Below are 12913 nucleotides of genomic sequence, written 5' to 3'. Positions count from 1 at the left end.
CGGCAGGGGTGCTGACAAAGCCGAAACATTCCACGCACGCCTCCAGGACGGAGAGTCGCTACAAAGCAGCCCCCTCCGTGATGCCCTCGCGCCACTCGTTCACTTCCTGATAATCAGCGCCACGCATTTATGCAAAATGCGGATATCGACGTGCCGATACCGGCTTTTTCGCCCCTCCCTCCCTTCCCTACACTGAGTACGACTTCAACGGCGAGCAGCGCTCGCCCCGTTCAGGAATCGTGTATGCCCAGCCTGTCTTTGCGTATCGAACGGATCGACCCGCTCACGCCCCATATCCGCCGCCTGATTCTGGTCGCTGAAGCCGATCAGCCCCTGCTCAGCTTCACCCCTGGCGCTCATATCGAAGTACAGATCCCGGGCAGCAAACCCATGTGGCGCGCTTACTCGCTGGTCAGCCTGCCCGACAACAATTACTACGAGATCGCCGTGCAGCTGGAAGACCAGAGCCACGGCGGTTCTCGCTGGATGCATGGAGTGCAGGTCGGTCAGCAGCTGGCAGTGCGGGGCCCGAAGAACCACTTCCCATTGGTGGACGAAGCCAGCGACTACCTGCTGATCGCCGGGGGGATCGGCATCACCCCCATGCTCGGCATGGCCCGTTCGCTCGCCGCTCATCAACGGCACTTCACCCTTCACTACGCCGGTCGCGACGCGTCCCGCATGGCTTACCTGGAAGAAGTCCAGGCGTTGGGCACGGCCCAATGCTGGATCAGCGGCGGCGACCCGGCTCGGCGCCTGCCGCTGGCCACGCTACTGGACTCGCACAGGGTGGGGCGCCAGCTCTACGTCTGCGGCCCCAAGCCGCTGATCGCCAACGTGCTGCAAACCGCTCGCGACCTGGGCTGGGACGACAGCCAACTGCACAGCGAATTGTTCGTCGGCACCCTCGACACCGAGACCGAAGCCGGTTTTGAAGTGGAGCTGCGCACCAGCGGCGTAACGCTCCAGGTACCCGCGGGCAAGAGCGTGCTGGAAGCAATGATCGAAGCTGATCTGGACCCGATGTTCGATTGCCGCCGTGGTGACTGCGGCGTGTGCGTGGCCCAGGTGCTCGAAGGCGACGCAGAACATCGCGACATCTGCCTCTCGGAACGCGAGCGGGCCAGCGGCAGTTTCTGCACCTGCGTGTCCCGCGCCAACGGCGCGCGACTGGTACTCGATTTGTAAGTGCGCCGCTGCAAAACGCGCTCATTGATAGCTGTTTAAAAGGAGACACCATGATTCCCTCGAATGAACAGATCGCTGACCTGATACGCGATGACAGCGTCCACAAGAGCGTCTACACCGACCCGCAATTGTTCGACCTGGAAATGCAGCGCATCTATGGTCAGGCGTGGATCTACGTCGGCCATGAAAGTCAGGTCAAGAACGTCGGCGATTACCACACCACCCGGATCGGCGATCAGGACGTGATTCTGGTTCGCGGCGCCGACAAGCGCGTCAACGTACTCTACAACCGCTGCCCGCACAAAGGCGCCAAGCTGGTGGCCGAAGGTGACGGTAACGTCGGAAAATTCTTCCGCTGCCCCTACCACGCCTGGACCTTCAAGCTCGACGGTCAGCACCTGTCGGCGCCCCTGAAGAACGCCTTCGAAGGCACCTGCTTCAACCCTCAGCACCCGGATTTCTCCATGGTCGGGCTGGCTCGGGTCGACAGCTATCGGGGCTTTGTGTTCGCCAGCCAGGCCGATCACGGTCCGGACCTGAAAACCTTTCTGGGCGGCGTCATCACCTCCATCGACAACCTGTGCGACCGCTCGCCGCTGGGCGAAGTCGAAGTCGCTGGCGGTATTTTTCGGGTCATGCAGCGCTCCAACTGGAAGGTCTTCTACGAAAACCTCCATGACACCATGCACGCCCGCGTCACCCACGAATCGTCAGTGGACGCGGCCCGCAGCGAAGCCGAAGTACTGGGCGAAATGCCTTTCGAACTGCTGATCATGGACGGCAACGGCGAGCCTTACGAGTTCTGGGAAAAACTTGAACTGCGGGCCTATAACAATGGCCACGGTTACATGGAGGCGATCTTCGACCCAACGGCGGCCGAGCGCGACGAGGTGTCCAAGGCCCACTTCGAGTGCCTGAGCGACGCCTATGGCGAAGACCGCGCCCGAAGCATCCTGGGAATGAACCGACACAACACGGTGATCTATGGCAGCGGCTCGCCGCACACCGTATTCATGCAATTCCGGGTGATCCGGCCGATGGCGGTCGACCGCACCCTGGTGGAAATCCAGACCTTCCGCTGCAAGGGCGCACCGGATGCGGTGTTCGACCGGGCGCTGACCTACGCCAATGTCATCAACTCCCCCTCCTCCAACGTCATGCCCGATGACGTCGAAGTCTATGCCCGCTGTCAGGAGGGCAACATGACCCGCGGCGGCGAGTGGATCAGCATGCACCGCTATGTCGGCACCGATCAGTTACTACCCGACGGCGCGGTCTCGACCAATGGCACGAGCGAGCTGCCGATGCGCAATCAGTTCGCCGCCTGGAAGCACTACATGACCGCCACCCTGATCGCCAAGGAGAGTACCCATGCTGCTTGATCGCACCTTCGACGTCTCGACCCGGGACCTGACCCCGGCTCAGGTCCCCACCGAAACCTTGCGCCAGATCGAGCAGTTTCTCTATCGCGAAGCGCGCCTGCTGGACGAGCGCCGTTTCTGGGAATGGGACCAACTGTTCACCGACACCGGCATGTACTGGGCGCCGCAAAAACACGGCCAGGACAACCCGTTCGACCATATCTCGCTGTTCTGGGAAAACCGCATGCTGCGCGAAGTGCGCATCCGCCGGGTAGAGAACGTGCGCAACTGGTCCCAGCAGCCGCCGACCCAGACCGCCCACCTGGTGGGCAACGTGATGATCGAAGGCCTCGACAGCCTGGGTTTGCTGGTGGTCAGCGCGACCTTCCAGGTCAGCGAATGGCGCCTGGAGCAACGCCAACTGGCAGGCCGCTACACCTACAAGCTGGCCAGCATGGACAGCGGCGAGTGGAAGATCCAGCTCAAGCGGGTCGACCTGATCAACTGCAACGACGTGTTCGCCAACCTTGAGGTATTTGTCTGATGGGGCGTCCGACCGTACTCGTCCTGCACTACCAGAACGACGTGCTGCACCCCGACGGGCGCATCCGGGTCGGGCTCAAGGCCGATGACTCGGCGCGCACAGCCCTGATGGACGCCGCTGTCAGGCTCCAGCAGGGCGCCCGCGCCCGGGGTTGGCCGATGATTCATGTGCGCGTGGCTTATCGTCCGGACTACGCCGATCTGGTACAGAACGCACCGATCCTGCGGGCCGTGGCGGCCAGCGGCGCAGTGCAGGATGGCACCTGGGGGGCGGAGTTCCACGAGTCCCTGCGGCCACTGGACAGCCCTGACGAATTCGTTGTCACCCACACCCGCATCAACGCGTTCTATGGCACCCCGCTGGACACCCTGCTGCGCCAGCTCAACGCGCGACAGTTGCTGATCGCCGGGGTCGCCACCCACTCGGTGGTGGAAAGCACGGTGCGTCATGCCGTCGATTGCGGTTTCGAGGTCACGGTGCTGGCTGATGCCTGCGCCGCCGCCCAACCGGCCACCCACCTGGCGGCCCTGGAAAGCATGCGCTTGATCGCCACCGTCAGTGACGTCGAGAGCGCCCTGGAGCAAACACAATGAAACCGATCCCCACCGCCAACCTGCAAGGCCAGGTGGCAATCGTCACCGGTAGCACCCAAGGCCTGGGCACCGACATTGCCCGCCAACTGTTGCAGGCCGGCGCCCGCGTCATGCTGGTAGGCCGCAACCGGGAAGCCGGTGCGGCACTCGCCGCCGAGCTGGGCGAGCACTGCCGCTTCAGCGCCTGCAATGTCGAACTGGACGAGGACATCGACGACTGCATCGAAGCGACCCTCGCCGCCTTTGGCCGCCTCGACATCCTGGTTAACAACGCCTGTGTCTACGACGACCAGGGGCTGTTGTCGGACCGGGCGCAATGGCTGCACACCCTCAACGTCAACCTGATCTCGGCGGCGATTTTCGTGCAGAAAGCCACGCCCTGGATGAACGACGGCGGCACCGTGATCAACATCGGCAGCACCGGCGGCAAATTCGGCGCGGCCGGACGCGCGCTGTACCCGGCGTCCAAGGCCGGGATGCTGCAACTGACCCGCAACCTCGCCGTGACCCTGGCGCCCGCTGCGATCCGGGTGATCAGCGTCTCGCCGGCCTGGACCTGGTCGCCCTCGGTGGAGAACCTGAGCGGAGGCGACCTCGCCGTGGCCGACCGTGTCGGTGCCGTCTTCCACCCGCTGGGGCGTGTCGGTCGCGGCGCGGAAGTCGGCCAGGTGGTCGCCTTCCTCTGCAGCCAGGGTGCGTCCTGGATCACCGGCGTAGATATCCCGGTGGACGGCGGTTTCTCGATCCTGGGTCCCGATCAGGGACTCTCGCCGCGGGTCTGGTTCGAGCGATTGCGTGACCAGGTCTGAGCAGACCGATAAGGTCCAGCGGTTAGCCGCCTTGAACACAAAAAATACGACCTACTGATAAGTCGATAACGAGGAAATGACATGGGCAAGATGATCGATGTAAAAGCCAGCGACGGCAGCGGCAGCTTCGCCGGCTACCTGGCACTTCCCGCCAGCGGCAAGGGCCCTGGCGTGGTAATCGGCCAGGAGATTTTCGGGGTCAACGCCAACATGCGCGAAGTGGCCGACTTCTATGCCGAGGAAGGTTACGTCGCCCTGGTGCCGGACCTGTTCTGGCGTCTGGAGCCGGGCGTGGTGCTGGGCTACACCGAGGCCGACTTCGCCCGTGCCATCGATCTGTTTCAGCGCATGGATATCAACAAGGCCGTCGACGATATCGACGCCAGCTTCAAGGCCCTGCGCAGCCTGCCCGAAGTCGAAGACGCCGGCCTGGGCTATGTCGGATTCTGCATGGGCGGCAAGCTCGCCTACCTGACCGCGACCCGCACCGATGTCGCCTGCTCCGTGGGTTACTACGGCATGGGCATCGAGCAACTGCTTGAAGAAGCCAACAACATCAAGGGCCGTCTGGTGCTGCACTTCGCCGAACAGGACGGCTACTGCGACGCCGATGCTCGCAGCCAAATCAGCCGGCGCCTGGCCGGGCGCAGCAACGTCGAGATCTACACCTACCCCGAGGTGGACCACGCCTTCGCCCGCAACGGCGGCATGCACTACAACAAACCCGCCGCGCTGATGGCGCATCAACGCAGCATCGCCGCCCTCAAGCAGGAAATCGGCCCGCACTACAATCTGTCCGGACTGTGGGAAAAGCACATCGAGTATGAGTTTGGCCTGCGTGATGTACCGGCAACCATGGCGACCATGGTGGCTGAACCCTACGTCAACCACATCCCGACCATGACCGGCGGCGTGGGTTACCGCGAGCTGAGCCGCTTCTACCAGAACCACTTCGTCCACGCCAACCCGCCGGACATGAAACTGGTGCCGATCTCGCGTACCGTCGGCGCCTCGCAGATCGTTGATGAGTTCGTGATGTGCTTCACCCACACCAGTGAAATCGACTGGATGCTGCCCAATGTCGCGCCGACCGGGAAGTACGTCGAAATCCCGATGCTGGGCGTGATCAAGTTCCGTGGCGACAAGCTCTGCCATGAGCACATTTATTGGGATCAGGCCAGCGTCCTGGTGCAGATCGGCCTGCTCGACCCCACCGGTCTGCCGGTGGCAGGCATCGAAACCGCAAAAAAACTGCTCGACGAACAACGGCCGTCCAACACCCTCATGGGCAAATGGCCCAGCAGCGCGCCGTAACCTTTCCCCCCGCAGACTGCGAAACCGCTATTCGCAGCCTGCGGCAGCTCCTACGGATCAAAGGATTGACCTCGTTCCTGTAGGCGCTGCCGCCAGGCTGCGATGACGGGTTAATGGGTTTAGAGGTATGGCCTGGTTACACCCGGGCGGTCTGGTGCGGCAATTCGCCGAAACGCTCGCGGTAGTAATTGGCAAAGCGGCCCAGATGGGCGAAACCATGCTCCAGGGCCACTTCGGTGATGCTCAGGTCGCGACGACCGAGCAAGCGTTCACGCACCGCTTCCAGCCGTAAATTGCGCAAGCGCTCCATGGGCGTTTGCCCGTAACAGCGCTGGCACAAGGTGTTGAGGCTGCGCACGCTCATCCCCCCCGCCGCTGCCAGTTCGCCCAGAGTCAGCGCTTCACCCAGGCGACTGCGCATCAAGCCTTCGATCTTGTTCAACTGACGCAAGGCCTGACGCTGTGCCGGGGACTCGACCAGCGCCGCCGGGGGCGTGTCGACTTTGGGTGGATGGGTCAGCAGGAACAGCGGCAGACTCTCTTCCAGGTGCCGCAGCCAATGCCCGTGCACCGGCTCGCCCGCGCTGGCACCCAGTTGTTCGAGCAAGTCGTCCACCAACCGCAGCCAGCCACGGGCCTGGCCGGTGTCGAGGCGATAGGCCGCAGGCAAACTGAAACCCGGTGCCAGCCCCCCTTCATCCACCAGCCGTTCTTGCATCACCCTCAACAGGCTGCGCGGTACCTTTAGCAGCAATTGTTCGCAGCCGCTGTGCCAGACCAGGCGGGCTTGGCAGTTGGGTGAGAGGACCGCCACCTGGCCCGCTTCCAGCTCCAGCGAAAGGCCATCGCATTCAATGCTCGCCCGGCCGCGCAAGGGCATCTGCATCAGCACGAAATCGGTAAAGGGTCGTGGCCGCACCTCGACCTCCGCGCCATAGCGCAACACGAACAATTGGCAGCGCCCCACTTCGGCTCGAAAGAATGCGGTATCGACACTGCCGCCGCGCCAGCTCAGGTCATGCTCGACGAGCTCACGAGCGAGCAGCCGGTGGCTCTCTTGCCGCGACCGGCTGGTGAATACGGGGGTCTGGCACAGCCGCGACAGATCGAGCCCGGCCCCAGCGCCAGAAGCCGGGTTGGCGAATAGCGAAGCCATGGTTCAAAACAACCGGTTACGGCGAGCTTCGTTGCGCTGCAAGGTCATGCTCGGTGTTTCATTGAACAGCTTGCGGTACTCGCTGGAAAAACGCCCCAGGTGGATAAAGCCCCAGCCCATGGCAATCACGGAGATATTGCGCGCCGAATTGTCCTCGAGAATTTCCTGGCGAACCGCCCCCAGGCGGTACTTCTTCAGATAAGCCATGGGCGACACGCCGAAGTACTTCTTGAAGCCCTCGAACAGCTTGAAGCGCGACACCCCCGACACCGCCTCGATATCTTCCAGGTGCAACACCTCCCGGGCGTTTTCGTGGATGTATTGCTTGGCCCGGATCAGGTAATGCGGCAGCTTCACGCCGAGCACATCGCGCAACTCATCGGAGTAGTTGTTCGGCTGGGCAAGGATCAGGCCCTTGATCAGCGAGCTCTCGATATCCCGGGTAAAAAAAGTCTGGTCATACAGCTCGCGACTACGCTCCAGCTCGCCGATAAAGTAGCGCGCCATCCGCCACCACGATGCTGACGAACCGTTGATAGCGTCCATCACCGGTTCGAAGCGCAGAGGGGTTTCCAGGGTCCGTTGCAGCATGTCCTCAAGGGATTTGCGCATGGCCGCTCGGGTGATGACCACCTGGGTCTTGCGGCAATCGCCGGTAATCGACAGCTCCTGGTTTTCGTGGGGAGACACGATGATCCCGTGATCGGGATCCGAGGTGACCTGGCAGCCGTTCTTGCTCAAATGCTGCTCGCCTGTGAGAGGCAGGCTGAGGCTGTAACTGCTCAGGTGTTCGGCGTCTTCGATGCCCACCGTGACGTCAGTGCCGTACTCGATGATCCCCAGGGTGGTGGACATCGACTTGAGCACATTGCCGCTGTGATGGAACTGAATTCGGTTGGGGGTACTGGTCTTCAGCAGGTGTGGCCCGCAAATACCAGTCATCCATTGGCGCGCGCCATTGAGGTCATAACGTTCGATACGAATGTCTCGAACATGTACATCTGGAGTTGTACTCATCACGGGGCACCCACGGCTATTTTATGGACGCGCTCTAACGGCACGCCTTTAACTGGAGAGAGCAAGCTTCATGCCGCTAACCGCACTTCAGCAGGTTGCCGAAATATGCGGATAACATCCACCGAATAAACGGACAGGAACGCTCCTACTCGAGAAACGCCCGAGTGCACATTCCACCTTCTCGCGCCGTAAACACGGGGGGACGCTGCAAAAAAGGGCACTCGCGATTCGGTCAGCAAAAAAGTCATGCACCGCCAGGCAAGCTTGATTGGGTATTACCTGCCCAGATGCACAGGCAGGTGTTACCCATGCGGGACTTTGTCGACCTACCAGAACTTCCAGGTGTAGGTCGTGATCAGGCGGTTTTCATCGAAGTTGTTGCCCTGGTGAAACTTGACGTTGATGTTGCGCAGTTCTACGCCGAGGTTCTTCAACGGCCCGTCCTGGATCACGTAGGACAGGTAAATATTGCGCTCCGATTCGCTGTTGTCGCTCAGCGCACCGCGATCGATTCCGGTGCCGCGCATGTAGCGCGTCATCAGTTTCAAACCGGGTAATCCGAGGCCAGCGAAGTCGTAGTCATAGCGCGCTTGCCAGGATTTCTCGTTGGGCTTGATGAAGGCAATGGCGGACCAGTTCACCAGATAGGGCTGCGGCGCGTAACCGTTGAGCGTTGGGAATACGCTGTCGCCGAGCATCCGCTGATAACCCAGGCCAAAGGAGTGGGCGCCTTTGCGCAAGGTCATCATAGCGCCGTAGGAACGGTTGTCGATGCGGCCGTAAAGAGCGTCGCCATCCTGCTTGTTGTTGAAGTAGCGAAAGTCGGTTTTCAGGCCGTAACCGGCACCCAGGTCGGAAAGGTAAGTGGCGCCCAGGTAATGCTGGCGGTAGATGTCTTCGAGTTGCCCGTAGAAGTAAGTGCCGGTCAGCGCCGGGGTAAACGCGTAGCTCGCCCCACCGAAGTTCAGGCCGTCGCTACGACGCTGTATGTCCGGCCCGTTGAACAGGTACATCTTTTCGCTATTGGACGATTCCCGGCCGCTGATTTCGGTGAATCGCCCGCCAGTGAGCGTCAGTTTATCGACCTCTTTGGACTCCACCAGCGTGCCGTGGTAAGTGGTGACCAACTGCCGCGAGTCGTCGGTGTAGGCCACCGGCAGCGTAGGTCGATGCTCGCCGTATTTCAGCTCGGTCTTGGAGTAACGTACTTTCGCCGTATAGCCACCGCGACCGTAGTCGGTCGCCTGCTCTTGCTTGCTGACGCTGTAAGGAATGATGCTGTCAGGGCCCCTGCCGCCACCGCCGTCGAGTCGGTAGGCGTACTGTGCCGAAGCATCGAGGCCAAACTGCACCGGGCCCTCGGTGTAACCCGAGATGAAGCGCAGATCGAAGCCCTGGGTCCAACTGCCGACGCGAGAGTTCTTCGGATTCTCGCCCCTGAAGTCGCGATCGATATAGAAGTTACGCAAGCCCAGGCCCAGGTGACTGTCTTCGATAAAGTCCGCCTGGGCCATCAGCGGGGTGAACATTCCGGCCAGGCTGGCCGCCTGCACGCAACGGGTTAACCAACTCGCTTGAAACATAACTTATCCCTCTTATTTAATGTGCGAACACATTAACTGGCGGCGCGATCAAGACGATCACTCCAATAGTTGATAGTTGTTTCTTTATTAAAATATTCAGCGCTAGTCGTTATAGGCAACATCCGCCCCGAGAATTACTGCAAGACTTCGCCAGTGATTAGGCCGCATCTGCGCCAGACTCTCTAGCCTGTTAATTCGATACTCATAGCCGATTAATTGGCACTCGCCATCCAGCGCCAAGTCCAACAGGGCCTGGCTCTTCAAGGTTTCCAGTCAGCGCCGTGAACGGCCTGATTTTATGGACTGTGTTTGCCGACAAAGCGGATAGACCCCGAAGCGGGAAACTTATTTAATGCCAACACGAGAAACTTACTAAGTGCACGAACTAGCCCGATGCAAAGAGGTATCGATTAATGAGCAGCGCAAAAAGCGTCGAACAATGGAAAGGCTTTATTGAGAGCTGCCTGGACTTTCGTCCGGCAGAAGGCGTGTTCCGGATTTCCCGGGATATGTTTACCGAGCCGGAACTTTTCGATCTGGAAATGGAGCTAATCTTCGAAAAGAACTGGATCTACGCCTGTCACGAAAGCGAGATCGCCAACAAGCACGATTTCATGACCATGCGTGCGGGCCGCCAGCCGATGATCATCACCCGGGACGGCGACGGTCAGCTCAACGCGTTGATCAATGCCTGCCAACATCGCGGCACGACATTGACCCGCGTCGGCAAGGGCAATCAGTCGACGTTCACCTGCCCGTTCCACGCCTGGTGCTACAAAAGTGACGGACGCCTGGTCAAGGTCAAGGCTCCCGGCGAATACCCGGAAGGTTTCGACAAAGCCACGCGAGGCCTGAAGAAGGCCCGCATCCAGAGCTACAAGGGGTTCGTGTTCATCAGCCTGGACGTGCACGGCGATAACAGCCTCGAAGACTTCCTCGGCGATGCCAAAGTATTCTTCGACATGATGGTCGCCCAGTCGCCGACCGGTGAGCTGGAAGTGCTGCCCGGCAAGTCGGCCTACACCTACGACGGCAACTGGAAACTGCAGAACGAAAACGGCCTCGACGGCTATCACGTCAGCACCGTCCACTATAACTACGTGGCCACCGTGCAGCACCGCCAGCAGGTCAACAGCGAGAACGGCACCAGCACCAGCGGTAGCCTCGACTACAGCAAGCTGGGAGCGGGCGATGCCAATACCGATGACGGTTGGTTCGCCTTCGATAACGGCCATAGCGTGTTGTTCAGTGACATGCCCAACCCGGCGGTGCGTTCCGGTTACGCCACGATCATGCCGCGTTTGATCGAAGAGCATGGCCAGGAAAAAGCCGAATGGATGATGCATCGCCTGCGCAACCTGAACATCTATCCGAGCCTGTTTTTCCTCGATCAGATCAGCTCGCAACTGCGCATCATCCGCCCGATCGCCTGGAACAAGACCGAAATCATCAGCCAATGCCTGGGCGTCAAAAATGAGTCGGACGCGGATCGGGAGAACCGGATTCGTCAGTTCGAAGACTTCTTCAACGTGTCCGGACTTGGCACCCCGGATGACCTGGTGGAGTTTCGCGAAGCCCAGCGTGGTTTCCAGGCGCGCCTGGAGCCCTGGAGCGATATTTCTCGCGGCAGTCATCAATGGGCGACCGGCGCCACACCCAACAGCGAGTCGATTGGCATCATGCCGGCAATGACTGGCACCGAATTCACCCACGAAGGGCTTTACGTCAACCAGCACAGCCACTGGCAGAAATTTCTGCTCAATGGCCTGGAAGCGAAATCCCTGAAGCTGCGTGAGGTGTGAACATGAATCCGCAATTGCAGTACCAGATCGAGCAATTTTTCTATCGCAAGTCCGAACTGTGCGACGCCCAGGATTGGGACGCCTACATCACGCTGTTCGACGAGCACAGTGAGTTCCACCTGCCGCAATGGGACTCGGAACACGTCTACACCCGCGACCCCAAGCGCGAAATGTCGCTGATCTACTACCCCAACCGTTCGGGTCTGGAAGACCGAGTGTTCCGCCTGCGCACCGGCAAAGCTGCTTCCGCGACCCCGATGCCGCGCACCCTGCACCTGATCAACAACGTGCGCATCGATGAGCTCGAGGGCGGCGACCTGGAGGTGCGTCTGAACTGGCACACCCTGTTCTATCGCCAGGCCACTTCTGAGCAGTTCTACGGTCGCGCCACCTACCAGCTCAAGCCGGTCGGCGACAGCTGGAAGATAACCCGCAAGCATGTGCTGCTGCTCAACGACACCATCAACTCGGTGCTCGATTTTTATCACCTCTGATTGGCGGAGTTCTGGATCATGAGTCACAAGGTCGCGTTCAGTTTTGCCGATGGGAAAACCTTGTTCTTCCCGGTACAGAACAATGAAATACTGCTCGACGCCGCCCTGCGCAATGGCATCAATATTCCCCTGGATTGCCGCGAGGGCGTCTGTGGAACCTGCCAGGGCCGCTGCGAATCGGGCGACTACAGCCAGGATTATGTGGACGAGGAAGCCCTCTCCAGTCAGGACCTGCAGCAACGCAAAATGCTCACCTGCCAGACCCGAGTGAAGTCCGACGCGGCGTTTTATTTCGACTTCGCCTCCAGCCGGTGCAATGCCTCAGGGCCAGACCGGCTAAAGGGCATCGTGCGGGCCGTCGAGCAGGTCTCGCCCAACACGGCGATCCTGCATCTGGACGCCGGTGCCGATGGCCAGCAACTGGACTTCCTGCCCGGGCAGTACGCCCGACTGCAAGTACCGGGTACGGACGGCAAGCGCTCCTACTCATTCGCCAACCGCCCCAACAACGGCAACCAACTGCAATTTCTCATCCGCCTGCTGCCCGACGGGGTGATGAGCAATTACATCCGCGAACGCAGCTTGATCGGCGATGAGATCATGCTGGAGGCGCCGCTCGGTGCCTTCTACCTGCGCCACGTCGACAAGCCGCTGGTGTTCGTGGCCGGTGGCACCGGGCTCTCGGCGTTCCTCGGTATGCTCGACGAGATCGCCGAACGTGGCGGCTGCGGTCATCCGGTCCACCTGTACTACGGCGTGCGTAACGCCGCCGACCTCTGCAAAACCGCGCACATCGCGGCCTACGCGGCGCGGATCCCCGGCTTTCGCTTCACCGAGGTGGTCAGTGACCCGACGCCGGACTGGAGCGGCAAGCGCGGCTACATCAACGAGCATTTCGACCTCGCAGCGTTTCGCGACCAGGCCCTGGATATGTACCTCTGCGGCCCACCGCCCATGGTCGAGTCGATCAAGCAGTGGCTGGCGGAACAAGCCCTGGACCAGATCCACCTGTATTACGAGAAATTCACCGAAAGCAACACCTGACACTGGAG

At 60.7% G+C, this 12913-nt stretch carries 12 protein-coding genes; 9 read left to right on the top strand and 3 right to left on the bottom strand.

Annotated features, from left to right (window positions below; genetic code table 11):
- The first annotated feature begins 243 nt into the window (after nt 1-243).
- The 6 genes from ACZYSM_RS07035 (at nt 244) to ACZYSM_RS07010 (ending at nt 5809) form a co-directional block, all read left to right on the top strand.
- Nucleotides 244-1188 carry a PDR/VanB family oxidoreductase gene (locus tag ACZYSM_RS07035; protein ID WP_489070189.1) on the top strand — a complete coding sequence of 315 codons (945 nt, stop codon included), beginning with the start codon at nt 244-246 and terminating at the stop codon, nt 1186-1188.
- A 50-nt stretch (nt 1189-1238) separates the two neighbouring features.
- Nucleotides 1239-2570, top strand: coding sequence for an aromatic ring-hydroxylating dioxygenase subunit alpha (locus ACZYSM_RS07030; RefSeq protein ID WP_489070187.1), 1332 nt, complete (start codon nt 1239-1241; stop codon nt 2568-2570).
- Nucleotides 2560-3093, top strand: coding sequence for an aromatic-ring-hydroxylating dioxygenase subunit beta (locus ACZYSM_RS07025; protein WP_489070185.1), 534 nt, complete (start codon nt 2560-2562; stop codon nt 3091-3093). The genes ACZYSM_RS07030 and ACZYSM_RS07025 overlap by 11 nt, the downstream gene beginning before the upstream one ends.
- Nucleotides 3093-3686, top strand: coding sequence for a cysteine hydrolase family protein (locus tag ACZYSM_RS07020; protein ID WP_489070183.1), 594 nt, complete (start codon nt 3093-3095; stop codon nt 3684-3686). Before ACZYSM_RS07025 ends, ACZYSM_RS07020 begins: the two co-directional genes overlap by 1 nt.
- Complete coding sequence (locus tag ACZYSM_RS07015; RefSeq protein ID WP_489070181.1) at nt 3683-4495, top strand: SDR family oxidoreductase; 813 nt, start codon at nt 3683-3685, stop codon at nt 4493-4495. Before ACZYSM_RS07020 ends, ACZYSM_RS07015 begins: the two co-directional genes overlap by 4 nt.
- A gap of 81 nt (nt 4496-4576) precedes the next feature.
- Nucleotides 4577-5809, top strand: coding sequence for a dienelactone hydrolase family protein (locus ACZYSM_RS07010; RefSeq protein ID WP_489070179.1), 1233 nt, complete (start codon nt 4577-4579; stop codon nt 5807-5809).
- A 136-nt stretch (nt 5810-5945) separates the two neighbouring features.
- Here the strand turns inward: ACZYSM_RS07010 and ACZYSM_RS07005 are convergent, their stop codons facing one another.
- The 3 genes from ACZYSM_RS07005 to ACZYSM_RS06995 form a co-directional block, all read right to left on the bottom strand.
- Entirely contained in the window at nt 5946-6965 is a 1020-nt protein-coding gene (locus ACZYSM_RS07005; RefSeq protein WP_489070177.1) for an AraC family transcriptional regulator, read from the bottom strand.
- A 3-nt stretch (nt 6966-6968) separates the two neighbouring features.
- Nucleotides 6969-7982 carry an AraC family transcriptional regulator gene (locus ACZYSM_RS07000; protein ID WP_489070175.1) on the bottom strand — a complete coding sequence of 338 codons (1014 nt, stop codon included), beginning with the start codon at nt 7980-7982 and terminating at the stop codon, nt 6969-6971.
- A 326-nt stretch (nt 7983-8308) separates the two neighbouring features.
- Nucleotides 8309-9565, bottom strand: coding sequence for an OprD family porin (locus tag ACZYSM_RS06995; RefSeq protein ID WP_489070173.1), 1257 nt, complete (start codon nt 9563-9565; stop codon nt 8309-8311).
- A 413-nt stretch (nt 9566-9978) separates the two neighbouring features.
- Between ACZYSM_RS06995 and antA the strand changes: the two genes are divergently transcribed.
- From antA to antC, 3 genes are read left to right on the top strand one after another with little or no spacing between them, the layout of a single operon-like run.
- Nucleotides 9979-11367 carry an anthranilate 1,2-dioxygenase large subunit gene (gene antA, locus ACZYSM_RS06990; RefSeq protein WP_489070171.1) on the top strand — a complete coding sequence of 463 codons (1389 nt, stop codon included), beginning with the start codon at nt 9979-9981 and terminating at the stop codon, nt 11365-11367.
- Between the two features lie 2 nt (nt 11368-11369).
- The gene (antB, locus tag ACZYSM_RS06985) at nt 11370-11861 is read left to right on the top strand and encodes an anthranilate 1,2-dioxygenase small subunit (RefSeq protein WP_489070169.1); all 492 of its coding nucleotides are present in this window, start codon (nt 11370-11372) and stop codon (nt 11859-11861) included.
- 18 nt (nt 11862-11879) lie between these two features.
- The gene (gene antC / locus ACZYSM_RS06980; protein ID WP_489070167.1) at nt 11880-12905 is read left to right on the top strand and encodes an anthranilate 1,2-dioxygenase electron transfer component AntC; all 1026 of its coding nucleotides are present in this window, start codon (nt 11880-11882) and stop codon (nt 12903-12905) included.
- Nucleotides 12906-12913 lie beyond the last annotated feature (8 nt).

The organism is Pseudomonas sp. F220 (genome assembly GCF_057813935.1).
The sequence above is the reverse complement of the archived record's forward strand: the minus strand, read 5'-3'. Positions and strand labels throughout refer to the sequence as shown.

Excerpts from the sequence above, each read along its gene's own strand:
- ACZYSM_RS07035 (WP_489070189.1), top strand. The coding sequence starts at position 244 with ATGCCCAGCCTGTCTTTGCGTATCGAACGGATCGACCCGCTCACGCCC.
- ACZYSM_RS07005 (WP_489070177.1), bottom strand. The coding sequence starts at position 6,965 with ATGGCTTCGCTATTCGCCAACCCGGCTTCTGGCGCTGGGGCCGGGCTC.
- ACZYSM_RS07010 (WP_489070179.1), top strand. The coding sequence starts at position 4,577 with ATGGGCAAGATGATCGATGTAAAAGCCAGCGACGGCAGCGGCAGCTTC.
- ACZYSM_RS07025 (WP_489070185.1), top strand. The coding sequence starts at position 2,560 with ATGCTGCTTGATCGCACCTTCGACGTCTCGACCCGGGACCTGACCCCG.
- ACZYSM_RS07030 (WP_489070187.1), top strand. The coding sequence starts at position 1,239 with ATGATTCCCTCGAATGAACAGATCGCTGACCTGATACGCGATGACAGC.
- ACZYSM_RS07000 (WP_489070175.1), bottom strand. The coding sequence starts at position 7,982 with ATGAGTACAACTCCAGATGTACATGTTCGAGACATTCGTATCGAACGT.
- ACZYSM_RS07020 (WP_489070183.1), top strand. The coding sequence starts at position 3,093 with ATGGGGCGTCCGACCGTACTCGTCCTGCACTACCAGAACGACGTGCTG.
- ACZYSM_RS06995 (WP_489070173.1), bottom strand. The coding sequence starts at position 9,565 with ATGTTTCAAGCGAGTTGGTTAACCCGTTGCGTGCAGGCGGCCAGCCTG.
- antC (WP_489070167.1), top strand. The coding sequence starts at position 11,880 with ATGAGTCACAAGGTCGCGTTCAGTTTTGCCGATGGGAAAACCTTGTTC.
- ACZYSM_RS07015 (WP_489070181.1), top strand. The coding sequence starts at position 3,683 with ATGAAACCGATCCCCACCGCCAACCTGCAAGGCCAGGTGGCAATCGTC.
- antB (WP_489070169.1), top strand. The coding sequence starts at position 11,370 with ATGAATCCGCAATTGCAGTACCAGATCGAGCAATTTTTCTATCGCAAG.
- antA (WP_489070171.1), top strand. The coding sequence starts at position 9,979 with ATGAGCAGCGCAAAAAGCGTCGAACAATGGAAAGGCTTTATTGAGAGC.